The following is a 23,015-nucleotide window of genomic DNA, read 5'->3' on the forward strand; positions in this document are numbered from 1 at the left end:
GCGGGCGCGATACCCGCGTTCACGCGCATGTCGGCGGGAGACGGCCAGGGTCAGGAGGCGGCGGGCGCGGGGCGCAGCGGTGGGGCGTGCCGGACGCCGAACACGTCGCGCAACGCCGTCCGCGCCGCGAGGTCGCCGCACATGCCGTGCACGGCCGGCCCCGGCGGCGTGGCGGACGAGGCAAGGTACACGCCCCTGACCGGTGTCCGGTAGGTGTTCCAGCGGGGCACCGGCCGGGCCAGCATCTGCCGCAGCGTCGCCTGCCCGTTGGAGATGTCACCGCCCAGGTAGCTGGGGTTCCACTGCTCCATCTGGACGGCGTTCTTCGTGTGCCGCTCGACGACGGTGTCCTTGAACCCCGGCGCGAACCGCTCGATCTGGTTCTCGATGGCCTCGGTCATGTCGACGTCGGCGCCGTGCGGCACGTGCACGTAGGCCCAGAAGATGTGCCCGCCCGCCGGCGCGCGGGTGGGGTCGGGCACCGTCGGCTGCACGGCCAGCACGTAGGGCCGGTCGGTGATCCGGCCCTCGTTGGGCGCCCGCTCCCCCGCGATGGTCTCGTCCAGGTCGCCGGCGACGTGCAGGGTGCCCGCCCGGCGGGCGTCCGGGTTCGCCCACGGCACGGGCTCGGACAGGATCCAGTCGATCTTGAACACGCCGGGGCCGTGCTTGTAGCGGCGCACCCACCGGCGGTACCCCTCGTTCAGCCGGTCCCCCGCCATGGTCACGAAGTCCTCGGGCGTGGTGTCCAGGAGGACGGCGGGCACGCCCTCGAACTCCCGCAGGTCGGTGACGCGGTGCCCGGTGACGACCTCGCCGCCCTGCTGCTCCAGCGCGGTCACCATCGAGTCGGCCAGCTTCTGCGACCCGCCCTCGATCAGCGGCCAGCCGACGTGGTGGGACAGCATCGCGAGCAGCATGCCCAGCGCGGAGGTGAGCGGCTGGCTCAGGTCGAGCATGCCGTGCGCCGCGGCACCGCCCAGCAGCGCCCGCGCCTCCTCGGTCTCGAAGTACCGGTGCGACAGCCAGCGCACGTTGGGCAGCCCCGTCAGCGCGAACTTCACGACCTGGGGGACGCTCCTGGTGGGCAGCGAGCGCAGCCGGCTGGCCAGGAAGAAGTCGACGACGTCGGTGCCGTGCTCGACCAGCGGGCCGAAGAGCCGGCGGTAGGCCTCGGCGTCCGCCCCGAGCCCGGCCGCGGTCTGCTCGAGGGACCGGTAGGACAGCGCGGCCCGCCCGCCGTCCAGGGGATGCGCGAAGCTGATCTCCGGGTGCACGAAGCGCACGCCCCGGCTCTCCGGGTCGAACTCGCGGAAGAACGGCGCCGCGGCGGCCATCGGCTGCACGATCGAGCACACGTCGTGGTGGAACCCGGGGCGGATCAGCTCCTCGGTGCGCATCCCTCCGCCGGGCCGGTCCCCGGCGTCGACCACCTGCACCCGCAGGCCGGCGGCCGACAGCCGCAACGCCGCGGCCAGCCCGTTGGGCCCCGCTCCGACGACGACGGCGTCCGGTCGTCCACCCGAGCCACTCACCCGCCGATCCTCACACGCCGGTTCCCACGGTGCGCGACGTCGGCGTCCCGCGGTCGTCGGTGTGGCGGCTGGGGACCGTGGGCACCGCGGTACGCGGTCGGCCCGCATCCGGTGCGCGGATGCCACCGGTGGCGGGTCCCCCGACCTACCCTGGCCACCGTGCCGCTCCCGACCGCCCCGGATCCGCTGACCGAGGAGCTCCGCCTGACGCCCACCGGGCGCCTCTGGCGGCTGCTGGCGGCCGCCGTCGTGCTGGCCCTGCTGCTGGCCGGCACCGTCTGGGGGGACGACGACGAGTTCCCGTTCGGCCCGTTCCGGATGTACTCGACCCGGGCCGACCCGAACGCGCCGGTGACCTCGACCCGGACCGTCGGGCTGACCGAGGCGGGCGAGGAGGTGCGGCTGTCCGGCGGTGAGGTGGGGCTGCGCCGCGCCGAGTTCGAGGGCCAGCTCCCGCGGATCGCCGAGCACCCCGAGCTGCTGGGGCTGCTCGCCGACGCCTTCGCCGAGGCCGACCCCTCGGCGCCGGACCTGGTGTCGGTGCAGGTCGTCCAGCGCCGGTTCGAGCTGGTCGAGGGGCGCCGGACCGGGGACTGGACCGACCGGGTCCTCGTCGAGTACGTCCTGCCGGGGACGGGGTCATGACCGCGACCGAGCAGCAGCGGACCGCTCCCGGCCGCCGGACCGGGGACTGGTGGTTCCGGCCGGTGCCGCTGGCCCGGATCGCGGTGTTCCGGGTGATCGCCTACCTGTTCATCCCGATCGACGTCTTCCTGACCACCGCGTGGGTGCGGGCGCACGCCGACGTGCCCTCGGAGTGGTACCAGCCGCTGCTCGTCGCCCGCCTCCTGCACCTGCCCACCCCCACCGAGACCCTCGTCGTGGTGGTGCAGTGGGCACTGGTGCTCGCCGCGCTCGCCGCCGCGAGCGGCCGGGCGCCCGGGCTCCTGGGCGCCGCCGTCTTCCTCCTCTACGGGGAGTGGATGGTGATCGCGATGAGCTACGGCAAGGTCGACCACGACCGGATCGCCTTCCTCGTCGCCCTCGCCGTCCTGCCGACGATCGGGCGTGCCCGGTTCCGGGACCGGCGCCCGTCCGAGGCCGCGGGCTGGGCGATGGCGGCCGTCCTGGTGACGGTCATGCTCACGTACTTCCTCGCGGCCTGGGCCAAGATCCGCTTCGGCGGGTGGGACTGGCCGACGGGCTCCACGCTGACCCGCGCCGTGCTCCGCCGGGGCACGGACCTGTCGGACTGGACCCTCGAGCTGCCGTGGCTGCTGGGGACGGCGCAGTGGGTGATGCTGGTGCTGGAATTCCTGGCCCCGCTGATGCTGCTGGTCCGCAGCGACCGGGCGCGGATCGGCCTGGTGCTCTTCCTGCTCGGCTTCCACCTGATGGTCTACGCCGGCGTGACGATCATCTTCCTGCCGCACTGCGTGGCGATCCTGTCGATCCTCCCGTGGGAGCGGCTCGCCGGGCGCTTCCCCCGGACGACCGCCGCCGCGCCGTCGCGGGCGGTCAGAGCCGGCTGAGCAGCTCGTCGGCGGCCCGGTAGGGATCGGTCCCGCCGTCCACGACCTGGCCGGCGAGAGTCTCCAGGGCCGCCGACCCGCGGACGTCCCCCATGCGCTCGCGCAGGGCGGCCAGCGCGATCGCCTCGATCTCGCGGGCGGCCCGCTCGCTGCGCCGGCGGCGGCCCTCCCCGGTGGACTCCAGCCACCGGCGGTGCTCCTCGATCTTCTCCAGCACACCGTCGACGCCGTTGTCGGTGTCGCGCGAGGCCACGGTGCGGCAGATCGGCGGGCGCCAGTTGCCGGCCTCGGAGTGCCGGCCGCCGAGGGACTGCATGTACCGCAGGTCGCGCACGGTCTGGTCGGCGCCGTCGCGGTCGGCCTTGTTGACCACGAAGACGTCGGCGACCTCGAGGATCCCCGCCTTGGCCGCCTGGATGCCGTCGCCCATCCCGGGGGCGACGAGCACCAGCGTGGTGTCGGCCAGCGAGGCGATCTCGAGCTCGGACTGGCCGACGCCGACGGTCTCGATCAGCACGACGTCGCACCCCGCGGCGTCGAGCACCCGCAGCGCCTGGGGCGTGGCCCAGGACAACCCGCCGAGGTGGCCGCGGGAGGCCATCGACCGGATGAAGACGCCGCTGTCCCCGGCGTGGTCCTGCATGCGCACGCGGTCGCCCAGCAGCGCGCCGCCGGAGAACGGCGACGACGGGTCGACGGCCAGCACGCCGACCCGCTTGCCGGCCTGCCGCAGGGCGCGCACCAGGGCGGTCGTCGACGTCGACTTCCCGACGCCCGGCGCGCCGGTCAGCCCGATGACCTGGGCGCCGCCGGTGTGCGGGGCGAGCGCCGCCGCCACCTCGCGCAGCGCCGGGCTGGCGTCCTCCACCAGCGAGATGAGCCGCGCCACCGAGCGGGCGTCCCCCTCGCGGGCGCGCTCGACGAGCGTCGGGACGTCGACAGCGCGGCGCCCCCGCCTCCCCCGAGGGGCGGCGGGGGCGTCGGTCTGGACGGCGGTACCGTCCGTCACGCGGGCGCGTGCAGGATCAGGGCGTCGCCCTGACCGCCACCGCCGCAGAGCGCAGCGGCGCCGACCTTGCCACCCCGCCGGCGCAGCTCCAGCGCGACGTCGAGGACCACGCGGGCGCCGCTCATGCCGACCGGGTGGCCGAGCGCGATGGCGCCACCGTTGGGGTTGACCTTCTCCGGGTCGATGCCCAGCTCGCGCGTGGACACGATGCCGACGGCGGCGAACGCCTCGTTGAGCTCGACGACGTCGAGGTCCTTCGGGTCGATGCTCTCGCGAGCGCAGGCCTTCTGGATGGCCCGCGACGGCTGGCTCTGCAGCGTGGCGTCGGGACCGGCGACGACGCCGTGCGCGCCGATCTCGGCGATCGGCGTGATGCCCAGTTCGGCGGCCTTCGCCGCGCTCATGACCACCACCGCGCAGGCGCCGTCGGAGATCTGCGAGGCCGTGCCCGCGGTGATCGTGCCGTCCTTGGCGAACGCCGGCTTCAGCTTGGCCAGGCTCGAGGCGGTGGTGTCCGGGCGGATGCCTTCGTCGTCGGTGAACTCGATCGGGTCGCCCTTGCGCTGCGGGATGAGGACCGGGGTGATCGCCTCGGCGAAGATGCCGTCCTTGTGCGCGCGAGCGGCCTTCTGGTGGCTGGCCGCGGCGAACTCGTCCTGCTCCTCCCGGGTCAGGTCGTAGCGGGAGTTCGCCTTCTCGGTGAGCTCTCCCATGGCGACCTGGTCGAAGGTGTCCGACAGCCCGTCGTGGGCCATCGAGTCGACGAGCGTCGTGTCGCCGTACTTGGTGCCGGTGCGCGAGTTGGCGAGCAGGTGCGGCGCCTGGGTCATGGACTCCATGCCGCCGGCGACGACGACGTCGTACTCGCCGGCGCGGATGAGCTGGTCGGCCATCGCGATGGCCGACAGGCCCGAGAGGCACACCTTGTTGATCGTCAGCGACGGCACGGACATCGGGATGCCGCCGGCGACCGCGGCCGGGCGGGCGGGGTTCTGGCCGGCACCGGCCTGGATGACCTGGCCCATGATCACGTAGTCGACCTGGTCGCCGGAGATCCCGGCCCGCTCCAGCGCGGCCTTGATGGCGACGCCGCCGAGGTCGGCGGCCGAGAAGTCCTTGAGGGAGCCGAGGAGCCGGCCCATCGGGGTACGGGCGCCGCTGACGATGACCGAACGGGACATGCTGCCTCCAGTGCCGGGCCGCCGCCGGTGGCGACCACGTTGTCTCCGAAGCACCGCGAACGGCCGTGACCAGGCAGGTCACGGTCAGGCACGGCGCCGGGCCTTGCCGGGAAGGATAGGACGGCGCTCCGACGTGCGGCAGCCCGAGAACTGTGGTCGCGGTCATGCAGCGGCGTGACCCGCACCACTTCGAGCTGTCGTCTCAGACGTCTTGGCTGCAAGATGCCCGCGTGACCACCAACGACGCCGATTCCGCCAACGCGGTGACGGGACTGCCCGCGGGCCTGTTCACCACCATCGACCACGTGGGCATCGCCGTCCCCGACCTGGACGAGGCGATCGCCTTCTACGCCCAGGCCTTCGGGGTGCGCTCCGTGCACGAGGAGACCAACGAGGAGCAGGGCGTCCGCGAGGCCATGCTCGCCGTCGGGAACGGGGACACGCGCATCCAGCTGCTGGCACCGCTGACCCCGGAGTCGACCATCGCGAAGTTCATCGGGCGCTCGGGCCCGGGCCTGCAGCAGCTCGCCTTCCGGGTCGAGGACGTCGAGGCGGTGAGCGCGACGCTGCGCGAGCGCGGCCTGCGGCTGCTCTACGACGTCCCCAAGCGCGGCACCTCCGACAGCCGGGTGAACTTCATCCACCCGAAGGACGCCGGCGGCGTCCTGGTGGAGCTCGTCGAGCCCGCTTCCTCCTCCTCGCACTGACCCGCCACGCCGGCCTGGTTACCGACCGGTAACCTCGCTGGATCCGCACCGCCCTCCGAGCCCGGCCGACGACGGCCGCAGACGACCCGGGAGTACGCGTGAACGAGATCAGGGACGCCATCCTCGCCGACCAGCTGGACGCGCTGGGCGGCCTGGCTGTGCCGGAGTCCTACCGCGCCGTGGTGGTGCGCAAGGACGAGCAGAACATGTTCGAAGGGATCCCGACCAAGGAGAAGGACCCCCGCAAGTCCCTGCACGTGCAGGAGGTCGCGACCCCGGAGCTGGGCCCGGGAGAGGCGATCGTGGCCGTCATGGCGTCCTCGGTGAACTACAACACCGTGTGGACGTCGATCTTCGAGCCGGTCTCGACCTTCGGCTTCCTGGAGCGCTACGGCCGGGTCTCGGAGCTGACCAAGCGCCACGACCTGCCGTACCACATCGTGGGCTCCGACCTCGCCGGCGTCGTGCTGCGCGTGGGTCCGGGCGTGAACAAGTGGAGGCCGGGCGACGAGGTCGTCGCGCACTGCCTCTCGGTGGAGCTCGAGGACCCGGCCGGCCACGACGACACGATGATGGACCCGCAGCAGCGCATCTGGGGCTTCGAGACCAACTTCGGCGGCCTGGCCGAGCTGGCGCTGGTCAAGAGCAACCAGCTGATGCCGAAGCCGGCGCACCTGTCCTGGGAGGAGGCCGCGGCCCCCGGCCTGGTCAACTCCACCGCCTACCGGCAGCTGGTCAGCCGCAACGGCGCCCACATGAAGCAGGGCGACACCGTGCTCATCTGGGGCGCCTCGGGCGGGCTGGGTTCCTACGCCACCCAGATGGCGCTCAACGGCGGCGCGATCCCCGTCTGCGTGGTCAGCAGCCCGGAGAAGGCCGAGATCGTCCGCAGGATGGGCGCCGAGCTGATCATCGACCGCTCCGCCGAGGGCTACCAGTTCTGGAAGGACGAGAACACCCAGGACCCCAAGGAGTGGCAGCGCCTGGGCAAGAAGATCCGCGAGCTGACCGGCGGCGAGGACGTCGACATCGTCTTCGAGCACCCCGGCCGCGACACCTTCGGCGCCAGCGTCTACGTCGCCAAGAAGGGCGGCACGATCGTCACCTGCGCCTCGACCACCGGCTACATGCACTCCTACGACAACCGGTACCTCTGGATGAACCTCAAGAACATCCTCAGCTCGCACTTCGCCAACTACAAGGAGGCGTGGGAGGCCAACCGGCTCATCGACAAGGGCCTGATCCACCCGACCCTGTCGAGGGTGTACCCGATGGAGGAGGTCGGCCAGGCCGCCCTCGACGTCCACAAGAACGCCCACCAGGGCAAGGTCGGCGTCCTGACCCTCGCCCCCGAGGAGGGCCTCGGCGTCAAGGACGCCGAGAAGCGCGAGAAGCACCTCGAGGCGATCAACCGCTTCCGCGGGGTCTGAAGAAGGACCACCCTTCCAGTACGTCACCGGGGGCCGGGTCGCATCGCGGCCCGGCCCCTCCCGCGTGTCACCAGGGACGCTCGGGACTGCTGGGATTTCCACCGGCCCCGGGACGGTGACGCGCCCTCCCCCTTCTGCGAGGATGGACGCATGACCGACCCCCGCCGCGATCTGCCGATGCACGAGGCACAGCACTCGTTCGACGTCGTTCTGCGGGGGTACGACCGCAGCCAGGTGGCCGACACCATCGAACGGCTCGAGGCCGACTTCCGCATCGCGCTGGCCGACCGCGACGCCGCCGTCGCCCGCACCGCCGACATGGCGGGCCAGCTGTCGGCCCTGCACGGCGAGATCGAGTCGCTGCGCCGCAAGGCCGCGACCGCCGCCGCCCCCACGTTCGAGAACATCAGCGAGCGCATCCAGCACATGCTGCAGCTGGCCGAGGAGGAGGCGGGCGAGATCCGCCGCGCCGCCGAGGCCGACGCCATGGCCGTCCGCGAGCAGACCGCCGCCGAGGAGCGGGCGCTGCTCGAGCGCCACGCCGCCGGCCAGGCCGAGGTCGAGCGGATGATCGCCGAGGCGCGGCAGACCGCCGAGCAGATCGCCCAGAAGGCCCAGATCCGCGCCGACGAGCTGGTGGCCAAGGCGCAGGAGCGCGTCGCCCGCCTGGACGCCGAGTCGCAGGCCCGCCGCGCCAAGGTCGAGGAGGACTTCGACATCGCGCAGCGCGCCCGCCGCGCGGAGGCCGCCCGGGTCGAGGAGGAGCGCGAGCGCGTCTCCACGCAGGCCGCCCGTCAGCGCATCGCCGCCGCCGAGCAGCACGCCGCCCAGCTGATCGCCGAGGGCGAGGCCCGCGCCGAGGCCATCCGCGAGGTCCGCGACGAGCTGACCAGCCGGCTGGTCCAGGCCCGCCGCCTGCTCGACAACCTGCCCGACCTCAGCGACCGCGCGCAGCAGGCCCGGGACGACGCCGACACCGACCGCCGCACCCACGCGGCTGCTGCCGCTCCCACCCCGGCCGGCGAGCCCGCGCCGGCGGTGCCGGCAACGCCCCCCCAGGCGGCTCAGGTGACCCGGCCCACGCCGGCGCCCGCCGCCCAGCCCGCCACCGCCCAGCCCGCCACCGCCCAGCCGGCCACCGGCCAGTCGCCGGCACAGATCGCCGGTCCCCAGACGGGGCAGCAGCCGGCGGTGCAGGCGAACCGTGGGGAGAGCGAGGCCGCCGCGGCCCGCCAGCCCACCCGCCCCGACCCGGTGACCGCCACGTTCCCGGCGCCGACCCCCGAGCGCACCGGCGAGCCGACCACCCGCCAGCTCCCCCTCCCCTCGCGGAACGGCTCCACGGCCGAGCCGCAGTCCGGCAGCACGCAGGAGATCGACCAGCCGGTGCGCCAGGGCTGATACCCGGTGGCCGACCAGCCGCGGTAGCGAACTCCTGCACACCCCGCGGCCGACCGGCGTCCCGCGGGCGGAGCCGACCACCCACGCCGGGGAGGAGGTGCGGTGCCGACCCGCAGCGCACGGCACGGTCCCCGGCACCGCGCCGGAGGCCCACGCTCCAGCCGGCGCGGGCCGCTCGTCCTCGCGGTGACCCTCGTCGCGGCACTGACCGCGGCGGCGATCGCACTGGGGGGTTCGGAGGAGGGGGCCCGCTCCGGCGCCGGCACCGGGTCCGCGGCCCCGGCCACGAGCACGGATCCCGGCAGCCCTTCCGGGACCGGCGCCGCCACCCGAGCCGCCACCCCGGCCGCGGCGGCCCTCCTGGAGTGGGCCGAGCGTGAACTGCCCCCCGGGACGCGGCTGCGCGCCGACGAGGACTCCCGCGAGGACCTGCTCGCCGCGGGGGCACCCGACGACCTCGTGGCGACCGACGAGCCCACCGGGCCCGACGACCTCGTCCTCACGGTGACCGACGGCTCCACCGAGCCCGGCAGCCGGGTGGTCGCCCGCTTCGACGGCCTCGTCCTGGGCGACCCCTCCCCCGGCAGCCCCTCGGTCGAGCTCCTCGACCGACGACGCACGCTGGCCGGGGCGATCGCGGCGAACCCGACGACGCGCGCGCCGGAGCCGGCTGCCGCGGTGCTGCGGTCGGCCGACCTCGACATGCGGCTGCTGTCCCTGCTGGCAGTGCTCACCGCCCGGCAGGGCCTGGGCGTCGCCGCCTTCCCTCGGGCCGAGGGCGCCGAGGGGCCGGCGCGCAGCGTGTTGCTCGACTCCGTGGGGGGCGCTCCGGTCGGCACCGGCCAAGCAGCCACCGAGGAGCTGGGGACGTGGCTGGAGGCGCAGCTCCCTCCCTTCGCGCCCGACCGGGTCGAGGTCACCGACGACGGCGTGCTGCTGTCCTACCGCTACGCGTCGGACCCCGACGCGCTGGTTGCCGACGCATCCCCGTGACGCTCGGTTGGACAGGAGGTGCGTGGAGTGGGCGAATGGACGTCAGGACCACTTCCCGGTCTGCTCCCGAACTGCTGGAGGAACCGTGCACCGGTTGATCCGTGTGTTGTCCACCGCCGCGCTGGGTGCCGGCTTCCTGCTCATCGCCCCCTCCGGCACGGGCGCCGCCGCCGAGGGCGACGGGTTGCTGCGCCTGGCCCACCTCTCCCCGGACACCCCCTCGGTCGACGTGTACGTCGACTCCGTCGCCGACCCGGGCGACGGGACGGCCCTGCTCACCGTGCCCGGCGTCGGTTACGGCACCATCTCCGGCTACCAGGTCGTGCCGACGGGGGTCTACACGGTGAGCATGCGGCAGGCCGGCGCCGACCCGTCCGCGCCGCCGGTGCTGTCGACCACCCTGGAGGTCGGCACCGGGGACGCCCGCACCGTCGCCGGCGTGGGCAGCTTCGCCGACCTGGGCCTGGAGGTGCTCGAGGACGACCTCACGCTCGCACCGTCCGGCCAGGCCCGCGTGCGGGTCGTCTCCGCCGCCGCCACGGCGCCGACCCTGGACGCTGCCGCCGGCGGCACCGACCTGGCCACCGGCCTGGCCTTCGGCGAGGCCGGCGACTACGCCACCGTGCCCGGCGACGCCGGCTCGCTGACGGTCACGGTGGAGGGCAGGCCCACCGAGGCGCCGCTGCACCTGGCGGCAGGCTCCGTCTACAGCCTCTTCGTCCTGGACCGGCCGGAGGGCGGGGTGACCGTGCGCACCGTCCTGGACGCCGCGGGCTCGGGCGTGGTGCCGACCGGCGGCGTGGAAACCGGCGCCGGCGGCACGGCGGCCGGCGGGCCGGACCCGGCCCTCGTGGGCGGCGCACTCGGCCTGACCGCCCTCACCGGCCTGCTTCTGGCATCCCGGTCCCGCCGACGTCCGGCGCGGCACGCAGCCCGGTCCTGAGGTGCGCCCGGTGAGCCGCCACCGTCGGCCGCAGCCCTCGTGGTGGCCGCTGCGGGGGCTGCTCGCCGGCCTCGCGGTGGCCGCCGGCGCGGTCGCCCTGGTCTCCCCCGGCCAGGACGTCACGGCGGCGCAGGCGGGCGTGACCGGCACGGCGGCCGGCACCACCGCGCCGGTCCCCGTGGTGACCGAGCGCGGCGACGTCAGCCTGGCGGCGTTCCCGGTACGGGTACGGCTGCCGGCGATCGGCGTGGACAGCCCGCTGGTCGAACTCGGCACCGACGGCGACGGCGCCCTGGTGCCCCCCGCCGACTTCGACCGTGCCGGCTGGTTCTCGGGGAGTCCGGTCCCGGGCGCCGTCGGGCCCTCCGTGATCGCCGGACACGTGGATTCCTCGGACGGCCCAGCGGTGTTCTTCCGGCTGGACGACCTCGCGCCCGGCGACGAGGTGCTCATCGACCGGGCCGACGGGACGACCGTCCGGTTCACCGTCACCGGCGCCGAGCGCTTCCCGAAGACCCGGTTCCCGACCCAGGCGGTCTACGGCCCGACCCCCCGGGCCGAGCTGCGGCTCATCACCTGCGGCGGGGAGTTCGACCGCGACCGGCGCAGCTACCGGGACAACGTCGTGGTGACCGCTGTCCTGGTGGGCTGAGGGACCGGCCCCCCTCCCGGGCAGCGGGAGCCGGCGCCCGGGAGGGACGGTGCTCCGTCACCGGCGCCGATCGCGGGAGCGCCAGCAGGTGGTGTGCCAGTGCCGCCGCCAGTCGGCCGCGGAGTCGACGTCCCAGGGTTCCAGGTCGGAGTCCCGGGCGTAGGCCGGCCAGGTCACCACGTGCGGCGTCCCCGGCCGGATCTCCTGGTCGCAGCCCGGGCAGCGGTAGGTCTTCCCCGTGGCCGAGCCGGTGAGCGTCCGGACCACCCAGTCGCCGTCCGCCGCCTCCTCGACCGGGTCGACGCGACGGCCGGGCGCACGACCGGCAGGTCGTGCGCCCGGCCGAGGGCGGCGACGGGGCACCGGTCAGCGGCTGGCGTAGTCCCGGAACCCGCGACCGGTCTTGCGGCCGAGGTAACCGGCGGTCACCAGGTGCTCCAGCAGCGGAGCGGGCGCGAAGCCGGGCTCGCGGAACTCGGTGTAGAGCTCCCGCTCGATGGCGAGGGAGACGTCGAGGCCGACGACGTCGAGCAGCTCGAACGGCCCCATCGGGTAGCCGCAGCCGACCTTCATGGCGGCGTCGATGTCGTCGGCGGTCGCGTAGTGCGCCTCCAGCATCTTCACCGCGTCGTTCAGGTACGGGAAGAGCAGCGCGTTGACGATGAAGCCGGCGCGGTCGGTGCAGGAGACCGCGTGCTTGCCGAGCTTCGCCGACACCGCGTGGATCGTGGCGGCGACGTCGGGGGCGGTGGAGATCGTGGAGACGACCTCCACCAGCTTCATGACCTGGGCCGGGTTGAAGAAGTGCATGCCCACGACGTCGGCCGGGCGGCCGCTGGCCGTGGCGCACTCGATGACCGGCAGGCTGGACGTCGTCGTCGCGAGCACGGCGCCGGGCTTGGCGATCTCGCCGAGGTTGGCGAACAGCGCCTCCTTGACCGGCAGCGACTCGACGACGGCCTCGATGACCAGGTCGCGGTCAGCCAGGTCGTCCAGCGAGGTGGTGCCGTTGACCCGGCCGAGGATCTCCTCGCGGGCCGACTCCTCGAGCCGGCCGCGGACCACCTGCTTGTCCAGCGACTTGGCCAGCGCCTTCTGCACGGCCTCGACCTTCTCGGTCGCGCGGGCGACGAAGACGACGTCGTAGCCGCCCTTGGCCACGACCTCGATGATGCCGGTGGCCATGGTGCCCGAGCCCACGACGCCGACGGTCCGCACGTCGCGGGCACCCTCGGCGGCGCCGCCGGGGGTGGGGGTCCGCTCGTCGGCGACGACCTCGGCCGAGCCGGGCTCGGCGTAGCTGTAGAACCCGCGGCCGGACTTCCGGCCGAGCAACCCGGCGGTCATCATCTGCTTGATGACCGGGCTGGGCGCGTGCAGCCGGTTGCGCGACTGCTTGTACATCGTGTCGAGGATCTCGTAGGCGGTGTCGATGCCGATGAGGTCCATCAGCGCGAGCGGGCCCATGGGCAGGCCGCAGCCCAGCCGCATGGCGGCGTCGATGTCCTCGCGCGAGGCGTAGCGGTTCTCGTACATCGCCACCGCGTGGTTCAGGTAGCCGAACAGCAGCGCGTTGGCGATGAAGCCGGCGCGGTCGCCGATCGTGACGTCGACCTTGCCCAGCCGCTCGGCCAGCGCCTCGACGTCCTCCACGACCGAGGGCTCGGTGACCACGGTCTGCACGACCTCGACCAGCTTCATGACCGGGGCCGGGTTGAAGAAGTGCATGCCGATGACCTTGCTCGGGCGGCCGGTGACGACCGAGAGCTCGGTGACCGAGAGGCTCGAGGTGTTGGTCGCCAGGATGGTGTCCGGCGGGCAGATCTTGTCGAGCTCGGCGAAGACCTCCGCCTTGAGCTCCATCCGCTCCGGCACGGCCTCGATGACCAGCTCGGCGTCCGCCAGGTCCTCCAGCGACGAGCTGAACCGGATCCGCTCGAAGATGGCGTCGCGCTCGGCGGCGTCCAGCTTGCCGCGGGCCACCGCACGGTCGGTCGACTGCTCGACGTGGGCGCGGCCCCGGGCCAGCGCGCCCTCGGAGACCTCGACGGCGGTGACCGACAGGCCCGCCCGTGCGAGTACCTCCGCGATGCCGGCACCCATGGTGCCCAGCCCCACGACGCCGACCTCGTTCAGTTCCCTGGCCACGGTGCCATCTCCCTCTGCCGCCGGTGATCGCGGGCAGTCTCTCATCACTGCTCCGCGGACGACCCAGTGGCTACCGGCCGGTAACTCAGAAGAGGCGCTGGGTCGGGTCGTCGGTGCCCTTGAGGACGGCGTAGTCGACGGTGACGCAGTCGATGCCGCGGTCGGAGGCCAGCACCCGCGCCTGCGGCTTGATCTCCTGCGCGGCGAAGACGCCCCGCACCGGCGCCAGCAGCGGGTCGCGGTTGAGCAGCTGGAGGTACCGGGTGAGCTGCTCGACGCCGTCGATCTCGCCCCGCCGCTTGATCTCCACGGCCACCGTCGAACCGTCGGCGTCCCGGCACAGCAGGTCCACCGGACCGATCGCGGTCGGGTACTCCCGGCGCACCAGCGACCACCCCGCGCCGAAGGTCTCCACGTGCAGCGCCAGCAGCCGCTGCAGCTCCGCCTCGACGCCGTCCTTCTGCAGGCCGGGGTCCGGGCCCAGTTCGTGCGCGTGGTCGTGCAGCACCTCCTCGATGGAGATGATCAGCTGCTCACCGGCCTTGTTCGTCACCGTCCAGGTGCCGGCGCCGTCGGTGAGGGCCTCGTCGAGCCGGCACGGCGGGGTCATCCAGTTCAGCGGCTTGTAGGCCCGGTCGTCGGCGTGCACCGAGACCGACCCGTCGGCCTTGACCAGCAGCAGGCGGGTCGCCATGGGGAGGTGGGCGGTGAGCCGACCGACGTAGTCGACCGAGCAGCGGGCGATGACCAGACGCACGGGCACCGACGCTACCGCGCGGGCCGGCGTCACCGCGCCGGCACCGGGTTCCGGAAAGAATTCGTCGCGGAAAGGATGGTGACCGGGGCCGCGCGCGCCGAGAATGTGCCGGGTGACGTCAGCTGGGGTGGTCGACGCTCGCGGCGGCAGCGGTCCGGCCGGCGACTGGGTGCACTGGCTGCTCGACGCCGCCCGCGCCCGGCTGGGCATGGAGGTCGCCTGGGTGTCCCTGTTCACCGAGGGCAGCCAGCTGATCACCTCGGCCACCGGCGACCTGGCCGCCATGAACGTGCAGGAGGGCATGCAGGCCCCGCTGGAGGGCTCGTACTGCGTCCGGGTGCTCAACGGTCAGCTGCCGCCCGCGGTGACCGGCGCCGACCGCGACCCCCGCACCCGGGACCTGGCGGTGACCGGCGACCTGCACATCGGCTCCTACGTCGGCGCACCGGTGCGGGGCGCCGACGCGCGACCCATCGGCATGCTCTGCTGCGTCAGCCGCGATCCCGGCGCGCAGCTGGACGGCGAGTCGGTGCGCACCGTGGAGCTGCTCGCCGACCTGATCAGCGACCACTACCGGGCCTCCGGCGCGTCGACCGGCCATGATCTCGCCGTCCGTCGCGCCCGGGTCCGCAGCTTCCTGGCGCAGGGGGCCGTCGAGGTCCACCTGCAGCCGGTGGTCGACATGGTGACCGGCGCGGTCTCCGGGCACGAGGCCCTCAGCCGCTTCCCCGCGTGGGGCGGGGACGGCCCGGCGGCGCTGTTCAGCGAGGCCGCCGCCGTGGGGATCGGCGTCGAGCTGGAGGAGATGGCGGTGCGCGCCTCGCTGGCCGCGGCGGGCCGGCTGCCCGGCGGGCTCACCCTCGCGGTGAACCTCTCCCCCGACGCCCTGCTGTGCCCGTCGGTGGTCGACGTGCTGCTGGAGCACGTCGGCTGCCCGCTGGCCGTGGAGATCACCGAGCACAGCCCGATCGAGGACTACGAGGCGGTCGTCACCGTCACGCGGCGGCTGCGCCGCGCGGGGATCGCCGTCAGCGTGGACGACGCGGGCGCCGGCTACGCCAGCCTGCGGCACATCCTGCGGCTGGACCCCGACGTCATCAAGCTCGACATCGGGCTGGTCATGGGCCTGCAGACCGACCCGGCCCGGCAGGCGATGACCTCGGCCATGGTGGCGTTCGCCGGGGAGACCGGCGCCCGCCTCGTCGCCGAGGGGGTGGAGGAGAAGGCGGAACGGGACGTCCTGGTGGCCCGCGGGGTCCGCTACGGGCAGGGCTACCTCTTCGGCCGCCCCCGCCCCGCACAGGAGGTCCTGGACGCCGCGTGACGATCCACCCGCCCGGGACGGAACCTCGGGGGCGGGCGTGCCGTCCTACCCGTATGCCGACCCGTTCCGCACGCACGGCCGCCGCCGTGGCCCTGGTCCTCCTGCTGGGCGCCTGCGCCGCGTCCGCCGGCGACGGCTCCGCCGAGCCGGCACCGCCGGCGGACACCACCGTGGTCCTCCAGGTCACCGAGGTGGGCGGCTACACGACGCCGGCCCTGCTGACCGGCCGACTCCCGACGGTGACCGTCTACGCCGACGGCCGGCTGATCACCGACGGTCCGGTGGCGGCGATCTGGCCGGCGCCGGCGCTGCCGAACCTGCAGGTGCACCTGCTCGACGACGGCGGTGTGCGGGACCTGGTCGACCGGGCGCTCGCCGCCGGCGTGGCGGAGACCGGCGACCTCGGCCAGCCGCCGGTGACCGACGTGACCGCGACCCGGTTCGCCGTCCGGACCGGCGGGACGACCGTCACCCGCGAGGCCTACGCCCTGGGGATGGACCTCGGTCCGGCGCGGGACGGGGAGGCCGGCCTGACCGAGGATCAGACCGCCGCCCGGGAACGGCTCCTGGCGTTCCTGGACGAGCTGCGCGACCCGGCCGCCGCCCTCGGCGCCGAACGGGTCACCGGGCCGGAGCCGTACCGGCCCGAGGCGGTGGCGGCGCTGGTGAGCCCCTACGTCGAGGTGGAGCCGGCCCAGCCGGAGCAGCGCTGGCCCGGTCCGACACTGCCCGGCGAGCCGATCGCCCCGGACCTCACCTGCGTGACCGCGACCGGGGCCGCGGCCCGGACGCTGCTCGATGCGGCGGCGTCGGCGTCCATGGCGACGCCGTGGACCGCCGAGGACGGCTCGCGGTGGTCGGTCCTGCTGCGACCGCTGCTCCCGCACGAGTCCGGCTGCGCCGACCTGCCGCCGGCATGAGGACGGGCCCGGCCCTCGCGAGAGGACCGGGCCCGTCGTCCGCTCAGGCCGGGACGGGGCTGCGCAGGTCGGTGTCGACCCCGCCGGTCCGCTCCGCGGCGGCCAACGGCTCCGCGGGGCGGCCCGACCGGAACCGCTCGAGGTCGAGGATGCCCTCGCGCTTGGCGACGATCGTCGGCACCAGCGCCTGGCCGGCGACGTTCACCGCGGTGCGGCCCATGTCGAGGATCGGGTCGATCGCCAGCAGCAGGCCGACGCCGGCCAGCGGCAGCCCGAGCGTCGACAGGGTGAGCGTCAGCATGACCACCGCGCCGGTGACGCCGGCCGTGGCGGCCGAGCCGACGACGGACACCAGGGCGATGAGCAGGTAGTCGGTGACCGCGAGGTCCACGCCGAAGAACTGCGCGACGAAGATCGCCGCGAGCGCCGGGTAGATCGCCGCGCAGCCGTCCATCTTCGTCGTCGCACCCAGCGGCACGGCGAACGAGGCGTAGGACCGCGGCACCCCGAGGTTCTGCTCGGTGACCCGCTCGGTCACCGGCAGCGTGCCGATCGAGGAGCGGGAGACGAAGGCCAGCTGGATCGCGGGCCAGGCACCGGCGAACCACCGCAGCGGCGAGAGCCCGTGGGCCTTGAGCAGCACCGGGTAGACGACGAACAGCACCAGCGCGAGACCGGCGTAGACGGCGCCGGCGAAGACGCCGAGCGAGCCCAGGGAGTCCCAGCCGTAGCTGGCGACAGCGTTGCCGATCAGGCCCAGCGTGCCGATCGGGGCCAGCAGGATGACCCACCACAGCACCTTCTGCACGACCGCGAGGGCCGAGCGGACGAAGCCCAGGAAGGGCTCCGCCGGCTCGCCGACCTTGAGGACGGCGATCCCGATGGCGACCGAGATGACGATCAGCTGCAGCACGTTGAACGACAGGCCGACGGAACCGTCGCCCCCGGCCGATGCCTGCAGGCCGAGGATGTTGCCCGGCACCAGGCCGTTGAGGAAGTCGAACCAGCCGCCGGAGCGACCCGGGTCCGCGGCGCTGGCGGCGTCCACGGAGCTGTTGCGGCCGGGCTCGGTGAGCAGGCCCAGGCCGATGCCGATGCCGACGGCGATCAGCGCGGTGATGGCGAACCACAGCAGCGTCTGGCCGGCCAGGCGAGCGGCGTTGGAGACCTGCTTGAGGTTGGCGATGGAGACGATGACGGCGGTGACGATCAACGGCGGCACCAGGGCCTTCAGCAGCGTCACGAAGGTGCTGCCGACGGTCTGGAGGGTGCTGGCCAGCCAGTTGGGTTCTTCGGGGCCGACCGGCCCCATGTCACGGGCGACGAGGCCGAGGGCCACGCCCAGGACGAGGGCGAGGAGCACCTGTGCCGCGAAGGGCACACGGCCGAGACGAGCGAGCACGGCGGACTACCTGTTCTGAGGGAGGAGGAGGACGGCGAGGGTCGAGCGCATGCTCAACAGCTCGCGGTCGTCGTCCGCCCGTGGTCCAGGGCACGCCGTCGCGTCAGCCCCCACACGTTCTGCACGGACGCCTCAATGCCGCCGCGGCGCGGAACCATCCCGCCTGTGCCGTGATTCACCCGGTCGGGGGCCCGCGCGCCACGACGGGGCCGCCGGTGTCCCGGCGGCCGCGTCGTGCACGGGATCAGGCCGGGGCCGGCACCTTGTCGCCCAGGCCGTTCGCCTCGCGGACGACGTCCACGACCTGCCCCATGATGTCGTTGAGCCCGAAGTCCTTGGGCGTGAAGACCCGGGCCACCCCCTGCTCGCGGAGCCGGCGGGCGTCGCTGTCCGGGATGATCCCGCCGACGACGACCGGGACGTCGTCCAGCCCGGCCTCCTTGAGCCCCCGCAGGACCGCCGGCACCACCTGCAGGTGGGAGCCGGAGAGCACCGACAGCCCGACGACGTGCACGTCCTCCTCGACGGCGGCCGAGACGATCTGCGCGGGCGTGAGCCGGATGCCCTGGTAGATGACCTCGAAGCCGGCGTCACGGGCCCGGACGGCGATCTGCTCGGCGCCGTTGGAGTGCCCGTCCAGACCGGGCTTGCCGACCAGGAAGCGCAGCCGGCCGCCGATCTCCTCGCCGGTGGCCCGCACCCGCTCCCGGACGTCGGTCAGCGCCTCGTCGGCCTCCCCCCCGCCGGCGGCCGCCGCCACCCCGGTGGGCGCCCGGTACTCGCCGAACACCCCGCGCAGCACGCCGGCCCACTCGCCGGTCGTCACGCCCGCGCGGGCGCAGTCGAGGGTGGCCGGCATCAGGTTCACGTCGGAGGAGGCAGCCTCCCGGAGTGCTTCCAGCGCCCTCTTCACCGGCTCCGGGTCCCGCTCGGCGCGCCACGCCCGCACCGCCTCCTGGGCGGCGGCCTCGACGGCCGGGTCGACGATCATGATCGCGGTGTCGAGGTCGGCGGTGAGCGGGTTGGGCTCGGTCGTGTCGAACTTGTTGACGCCGACGACGACGTCCTCACCGCTCTCCATCCGGCGGCGGCGCTCGGCGAGCGACCCGACCAGCTGGCCCTTCATGTAGCCGGACTCGACGGCCGCGACGGCGCCGCCCATCTCCTGCACCCGGGCGATCTCGGCCCGGGCACCCTCGAGGATGTCGGCGACCTTCTTCTCCACGACCACCGAGCCGGTGAAGAGGTCCTCGTACTCGAGCAGGTCGGTCTCGTAGGCGAGGACCTGCTGGAGCCGCAGCGACCACTGCTGGTCCCACGGGCGGGGCAGACCCAGCGCCTCGTTCCACGCGGGCAGCTGCACGGCGCGCGCACGGGCGTCCCGGGAGAGGGTCACCGCGAGCATCTCCAGCACGATCCGCTGGACGTTGTTCTCCGGCTGCGCCTCGGTCAGCCCGAGGGAGTTGACCTGGACGCCGTAGCGGAAGCGCCGGTGCTTGGGGTCCTGGACGCCGTAGCGCTCCTCGGTCAGCTCGTCCCAGAGCCGGGTGAAGGCGCGCATCTTGCACATCTCCTCGACGAAGCGGACGCCCGCGTTGACGAAGAAGGAGATGCGGGCGACGACCTCGCCGAACTGCTCCTGCGGCACCTGGCCGGAGTCGCGCACCGAGTCGAGGACCGCGATGGCGGTGCTGATCGCGTAGGCGATCTCCTGCTCCGGCGTCGCCCCGGCCTCCTGCAGGTGGTAGCTGCAGATGTTGATCGGGTTCCACTTCGGCATCGTCGTCACCGTGTAGGCGACCATGTCGGTGATCAGCCGCATCGACGGAGCCGGCGGGAAGACGTAGGTCCCCCGCGACAGGTACTCCTTGATGATGTCGTTCTGCGTCGTGCCGGCGAGCAAGCTGGTGTCGTGCCCGTGCTCCTCGGCGACCGCCTGGTAGAGGGCCAGCAGCCACATGGCGGTCGCGTTGATGGTCATCGACGTGTTCATCTCGTCGAGCGGGATGCCGTCGAAGAGGGCACGCATGTCACCGATGTGCGTGACGGGCACGCCTACCTTGCCGACCTCACCGACGGCGAGCTCGTCGTCGGGGTCGTACCCGGTCTGCGTCGGCAGGTCGAAGGCGACCGAGAGCCCGGTCTGGCCCTTCGCGAGGTTGCGCCGGTACAGGGCGTTGGACTCGGCCGGCGAGGAGTGGCCCGCGTACGTGCGCATGACCCACGGGCGGTCGCGCTCCGACGGCTTCGAAGGGAACGGCATACCGGCGGAGTGTAGGGCGGCTACTCGCCGGTAGCAGCCCCACGGGGGCACCGGGTGCGGTGGCACACTCGAACGGGGCCGAGGAGGGAGCGCCATGCTGGTCGACGCGGGACGACTGATCGGGCCGGCGGTGGCCGTCATGGCACTGATCGGCCTCGTGCTGTTCACGCGGTGGGCGTTCAGCGGCCCGAGGGCCCCAGGCCCCTCGGCGGCCGACGACGGGCTGCTGACCCGGGTGGCCACGCTCGCCCACCGGGAGTCGGCGCTGCAGTTGCGGGCCCTGCTGTCCGACGCCGGCATCCGCTCCACAGTCCGCTTCCCCGGCGCGCACCGGGCGGAGGTCCTGGTCTTCCCCGAGGACGCCGGCCGCGCGCGGGAGCTCGTCGCGGCGTTCGGCTCCCCCGAGTGAGCTAGTCCGGCCGCTGGGTGCGTCGGACGTCGGCCCCCAGGCCACGCAGCTGGTCGACGAAGTCGGGGTAGCCGCGGTCGACGTGGTGCACCTCCTGCACCTCGGTGACGCCGTCGGAGCACAGCCCGGCGAGCACCAGCCCGGCCCCGGCCCGGATGTCGGTGGCCAGCACCGGCGCGCTGGAGAAGCGCTCCCGGCCGCGGACGACCGCGTGGTGGCCGTCGATCCGGACGTCGGCACCGAGCCGCACCAGCTCGTTGACGAACATGAACCGGCCCTCGAAGACGTTCTCGGTGATGAGGGCCGTACCCGTGGACACCGCCGCCAGGGCCACGGCCATGGGCTGCAGGTCGGTGGGGAACCCGGGGAAGGGCAGCGTCACGACGTCGACGCAGCGGGGCCGCCCGTCCATCGCCACCCGGATGCCGTCGGGCAGCGCCTCCACGGTCGCGCCGGAGTCGGTGAGCTTGTCCAGCGCCACCGTGAGGTGCTCGGCCACGCCCCGCTCGATGACGACGTCCCCACGGGTCATGACCGCACCGATGGCCCACGTGCCGGCCACGATCCGGTCGGGCACGGTGGTGTACTCGACCGGCGACATCGAGTCGACGCCCTCGACCGTGATCGTGGAGGTGCCTGCGCCCTCGATGCGGGCGCCCATGGCCACGAGCATCCGGCACAGGTCGACGATCTCCGGCTCACGGGCTGCGTTGTCGACGACGGTCGTCCCCTGCGCGAGCACGGCGGCCATGACCAGGTTCTCGGTGGCGCCGACCGACGGGAAGTCCAGCCAGATCGAGGTGCCGGTGAGCCGCGGGGCGGTGGCGATGAGGAACCCGTGCTCGCTGATGATCGTGGCGCCCAGCCGCTCCAGGCCGGAGATGTGCATGTCCAGGCCCCGGGAGCCGATCGCGTCGCCGCCCGGCAGGGCCACCCGCGCGCTGCCGCAGCGGGCCACCAGCGGGCCCAGCACGCTGATCGACGCGCGCATGCGCCGCACGAGGTCGTAGTCGGTCTCGGTGGAGGGCTTGTCCGGCACGTCGATGGTGAGCCGGCCGCCGCCACCGCTGCCCGGCGTCCGCTCGTAGGCGACGCCGCAGCCCAGCCGGCGCAGCACCTCGCTCATGATGGTGACGTCGAGGATGTCGGGGACCTCGTGGATCGTCGACCGCCCGGGGGCCAGCAGCGCCGCCGCCATGAGCTTGAGGGCGCTGTTCTTGGCGCCGGTGACCCGTACCCGACCCTGGAGCCTCGCTCCCCCGGTCACCTCGAAGCAGTCCACCGGCCCACCCTACGGTGGCCCCGCTGCAGGGTCCCGTCGCGAGCCTGCGAGCGGCGGGGGGCAGTGGGGTCCTTCATCTACGCTGCGACCATGACGGTCCGGCTCACGCGCATCTACACGAAGACCGGCGACGCCGGGCAGACGCACCTCGGCGACATGAGCCGGGTCTCCAAGACCGACCCTCGGCTGATCGCCTTCGCCGACGTCGACGAGGCCAACAGCGCGATCGGCGTGGCCCTCGCCCTGGGCACCGCCGACCCGGCCGTGGCCGAGCTGCTGCGCAGCATCCAGAACGACCTGTTCGACGTGGGCGCCGACCTGTGCACCCCGATCGTGGCGGCCCCGGCCTACCCGCCGCTGCGGATCACCCCCGAGTACACCGAGCGGCTCGAGACGGCCTGCGACACCTACAACGAAACGCTGCCGACGCTGGCCAGCTTCATCCTGCCCGGGGGCACGCCGCTGGCCGCGCTGCTGCACCAGGTGCGGGTGCTGGTCCGGCGCGCGGAGCGCAGCGTCTGGGCGCTGCTGGAGACCGACGCCGAGCGCACCAACCCCGAGACGGCCCGGTACCTCAACCGGCTGTCGGACCTGGTCTTCATCCTCGCCCGGGTGGCGAACCCCGACGGCGACATCCTGTGGGAGCCCGGCGCGCACAGCGGCGCCCACGAGCAGCGCGAGGCGGCCCGCGGCCAGGAGTGACCTCCGGCTCCGCCCGCTGATCTCAGGTCCCGGGCGGGGCCGACTCCAGCCAGGACAGGAAGCCGGTCTCGGTCGAGGGCTCCATCGCCAGTTCGCGCAGCCCCTCCGCCGTGCTGCACCGCAGGACGACGACGTCCGCGGGCAGCGCGAGGTCCTCCCGGCCGGCGGACCGGCGGGACAGGACGTGGAACTCGGCGCGGCACAGCCGGTGCTGCGGCCGCACGGACAACGACAGGGCCCGGTACCAGAGCAGCGCCTCGCCGCCGTACCAGCCCACACCCACCGACCAGCGCGGCGACCCCTCGGCGCGCATCCACATGGTCACCGCACCGAGACCGGACAGCAGGAACCGGCGGCGCAGCAGGAAGACCACGACGACCAGCAGCAGCAGGACGCCGGCGACGACCAGCAGGGCCGTGGTCATG

The 23,015-nt window shown here is 73.8% G+C and carries 22 protein-coding genes; 12 read left to right on the forward strand and 10 right to left on the reverse strand.

Going from position 1 to position 23,015, the window contains the following annotated elements; translation table 11 throughout:
• Nucleotides 1–50 precede the first annotated feature (50 nt).
• Entirely contained in the window at nucleotides 51–1,535 is a 1,485-nt protein-coding gene (locus C5507_RS09570) for a phytoene desaturase family protein (RefSeq protein WP_242611129.1), read from the reverse strand.
• A gap of 159 nt (nucleotides 1,536–1,694) precedes the next feature.
• Here C5507_RS09570 and C5507_RS09575 point away from each other — a divergent pair, with 159 nt between their 5' ends.
• The gene (locus tag C5507_RS09575) at nucleotides 1,695–2,180 is read left to right on the forward strand and encodes a hypothetical protein (RefSeq protein ID WP_104528295.1); all 486 of its coding nucleotides are present in this window, start codon (nucleotides 1,695–1,697) and stop codon (nucleotides 2,178–2,180) included.
• The gene (locus C5507_RS09580) at nucleotides 2,177–3,067 is read left to right on the forward strand and encodes an HTTM domain-containing protein (protein WP_104528296.1); all 891 of its coding nucleotides are present in this window, start codon (nucleotides 2,177–2,179) and stop codon (nucleotides 3,065–3,067) included. The genes C5507_RS09575 and C5507_RS09580 overlap by 4 nt, the downstream gene beginning before the upstream one ends.
• Here the strand turns inward: C5507_RS09580 and meaB are convergent.
• Together meaB and C5507_RS09590 are read right to left on the reverse strand one after the other, a co-directional pair.
• A complete protein-coding gene (gene meaB, locus C5507_RS09585) occupies nucleotides 3,054–4,076 on the reverse strand; it encodes a methylmalonyl Co-A mutase-associated GTPase MeaB (protein ID WP_211295510.1) in 1,023 nt (340 codons plus the stop codon). The genes C5507_RS09580 and meaB overlap by 14 nt on opposite strands.
• Complete coding sequence (locus C5507_RS09590; RefSeq protein ID WP_104528297.1) at nucleotides 4,073–5,257, reverse strand: acetyl-CoA C-acetyltransferase; 1,185 nt, start codon at nucleotides 5,255–5,257, stop codon at nucleotides 4,073–4,075. The genes meaB and C5507_RS09590 overlap by 4 nt, the downstream gene beginning before the upstream one ends.
• Before the next feature lie 230 nt (nucleotides 5,258–5,487).
• Between C5507_RS09590 and mce the strand changes: the two genes are divergently transcribed.
• The 6 genes from mce to C5507_RS09620 all read left to right on the forward strand — a co-directional run bounded on the left by mce (nucleotide 5,488) and on the right by C5507_RS09620 (nucleotide 11,383).
• Nucleotides 5,488–5,964 carry a methylmalonyl-CoA epimerase gene (gene mce / locus C5507_RS09595; protein WP_104528298.1) on the forward strand — a complete coding sequence of 159 codons (477 nt, stop codon included), beginning with the start codon at nucleotides 5,488–5,490 and terminating at the stop codon, nucleotides 5,962–5,964.
• A 98-nt stretch (nucleotides 5,965–6,062) separates the two neighbouring features.
• On the forward strand, nucleotides 6,063–7,394 hold the full coding sequence (gene ccrA / locus C5507_RS09600) for a crotonyl-CoA carboxylase/reductase (RefSeq protein WP_104528299.1): 1,332 nt from the start codon (nucleotides 6,063–6,065) through the stop codon (nucleotides 7,392–7,394).
• 150 nt (nucleotides 7,395–7,544) lie between these two features.
• Nucleotides 7,545–8,795, forward strand: coding sequence for a coiled-coil domain-containing protein (locus C5507_RS09605; RefSeq protein ID WP_104528300.1), 1,251 nt, complete (start codon nucleotides 7,545–7,547; stop codon nucleotides 8,793–8,795).
• Nucleotides 8,796–8,981: 186 nt separating this feature from the next.
• Nucleotides 8,982–9,788, forward strand: coding sequence for a hypothetical protein (locus C5507_RS09610; RefSeq protein ID WP_158657553.1), 807 nt, complete (start codon nucleotides 8,982–8,984; stop codon nucleotides 9,786–9,788).
• 103 nt (nucleotides 9,789–9,891) lie between these two features.
• Complete coding sequence (locus C5507_RS09615; protein WP_242611378.1) at nucleotides 9,892–10,731, forward strand: DUF4397 domain-containing protein; 840 nt, start codon at nucleotides 9,892–9,894, stop codon at nucleotides 10,729–10,731.
• A gap of 10 nt (nucleotides 10,732–10,741) precedes the next feature.
• Nucleotides 10,742–11,383, forward strand: coding sequence for a class F sortase (locus C5507_RS09620; protein ID WP_104528302.1), 642 nt, complete (start codon nucleotides 10,742–10,744; stop codon nucleotides 11,381–11,383).
• A 57-nt stretch (nucleotides 11,384–11,440) separates the two neighbouring features.
• On the opposite strand, the gene C5507_RS09625 is transcribed toward C5507_RS09620, so the two are convergent.
• The 3 genes from C5507_RS09625 to nucS form a co-directional block, all read right to left on the reverse strand.
• Nucleotides 11,441–11,650 (reverse strand): hypothetical protein, encoded by a 210-nt coding sequence (locus tag C5507_RS09625; RefSeq protein WP_242611130.1) that lies wholly within the window; start codon nucleotides 11,648–11,650, stop codon nucleotides 11,441–11,443.
• Nucleotides 11,651–11,749: 99 nt separating this feature from the next.
• Nucleotides 11,750–13,531 (reverse strand): 3-hydroxyacyl-CoA dehydrogenase family protein, encoded by a 1,782-nt coding sequence (locus C5507_RS09630; protein ID WP_104528304.1) that lies wholly within the window; start codon nucleotides 13,529–13,531, stop codon nucleotides 11,750–11,752.
• An 85-nt stretch (nucleotides 13,532–13,616) separates the two neighbouring features.
• On the reverse strand, nucleotides 13,617–14,288 hold the full coding sequence (nucS, locus tag C5507_RS09635; RefSeq protein WP_104528347.1) for an endonuclease NucS: 672 nt from the start codon (nucleotides 14,286–14,288) through the stop codon (nucleotides 13,617–13,619).
• 112 nt (nucleotides 14,289–14,400) lie between these two features.
• On the opposite strand from nucS, the gene C5507_RS09640 reads away from it, so the two are divergent.
• The gene (locus C5507_RS09640) at nucleotides 14,401–15,612 is read left to right on the forward strand and encodes a sensor domain-containing phosphodiesterase (protein ID WP_158657554.1); all 1,212 of its coding nucleotides are present in this window, start codon (nucleotides 14,401–14,403) and stop codon (nucleotides 15,610–15,612) included.
• 53 nt (nucleotides 15,613–15,665) lie between these two features.
• A complete protein-coding gene (locus C5507_RS22215) occupies nucleotides 15,666–16,532 on the forward strand; it encodes a hypothetical protein (RefSeq protein WP_130504248.1) in 867 nt (288 codons plus the stop codon).
• Between the two features lie 43 nt (nucleotides 16,533–16,575).
• Here C5507_RS22215 and C5507_RS09650 read toward each other — a convergent pair whose 3' ends face one another.
• Together C5507_RS09650 and C5507_RS09655 are read right to left on the reverse strand one after the other, a co-directional pair.
• Entirely contained in the window at nucleotides 16,576–17,934 is a 1,359-nt protein-coding gene (locus C5507_RS09650; RefSeq protein ID WP_104528306.1) for a dicarboxylate/amino acid:cation symporter, read from the reverse strand.
• A 244-nt stretch (nucleotides 17,935–18,178) separates the two neighbouring features.
• A complete protein-coding gene (locus C5507_RS09655) occupies nucleotides 18,179–20,197 on the reverse strand; it encodes a protein meaA (RefSeq protein ID WP_104528307.1) in 2,019 nt (672 codons plus the stop codon).
• Between the two features lie 94 nt (nucleotides 20,198–20,291).
• On the opposite strand from C5507_RS09655, the gene C5507_RS09660 reads away from it, so the two are divergent.
• Nucleotides 20,292–20,606, forward strand: coding sequence for a hypothetical protein (locus C5507_RS09660; RefSeq protein ID WP_104528308.1), 315 nt, complete (start codon nucleotides 20,292–20,294; stop codon nucleotides 20,604–20,606).
• 1 nt (nucleotide 20,607) lies between these two features.
• On the opposite strand, the gene murA is transcribed toward C5507_RS09660, so the two are convergent.
• Complete coding sequence (gene murA, locus C5507_RS09665) at nucleotides 20,608–21,888, reverse strand: UDP-N-acetylglucosamine 1-carboxyvinyltransferase (protein ID WP_104528309.1); 1,281 nt, start codon at nucleotides 21,886–21,888, stop codon at nucleotides 20,608–20,610.
• 90 nt (nucleotides 21,889–21,978) lie between these two features.
• On the opposite strand from murA, the gene C5507_RS09670 reads away from it, so the two are divergent.
• Nucleotides 21,979–22,590 (forward strand): cob(I)yrinic acid a,c-diamide adenosyltransferase, encoded by a 612-nt coding sequence (locus tag C5507_RS09670; RefSeq protein WP_104528348.1) that lies wholly within the window; start codon nucleotides 21,979–21,981, stop codon nucleotides 22,588–22,590.
• 22 nt (nucleotides 22,591–22,612) lie between these two features.
• On the opposite strand, the gene C5507_RS09675 is transcribed toward C5507_RS09670, so the two are convergent.
• On the reverse strand, nucleotides 22,613–23,014 hold the full coding sequence (locus C5507_RS09675; RefSeq protein WP_104528349.1) for a DUF2550 domain-containing protein: 402 nt from the start codon (nucleotides 23,012–23,014) through the stop codon (nucleotides 22,613–22,615).
• Nucleotide 23,015 lies beyond the last annotated feature (1 nt).

Source organism: Blastococcus saxobsidens (genome assembly GCF_002938435.1).
Lineage (GTDB): Bacteria > Actinomycetota > Actinomycetes > Mycobacteriales > Geodermatophilaceae > Blastococcus > Blastococcus saxobsidens.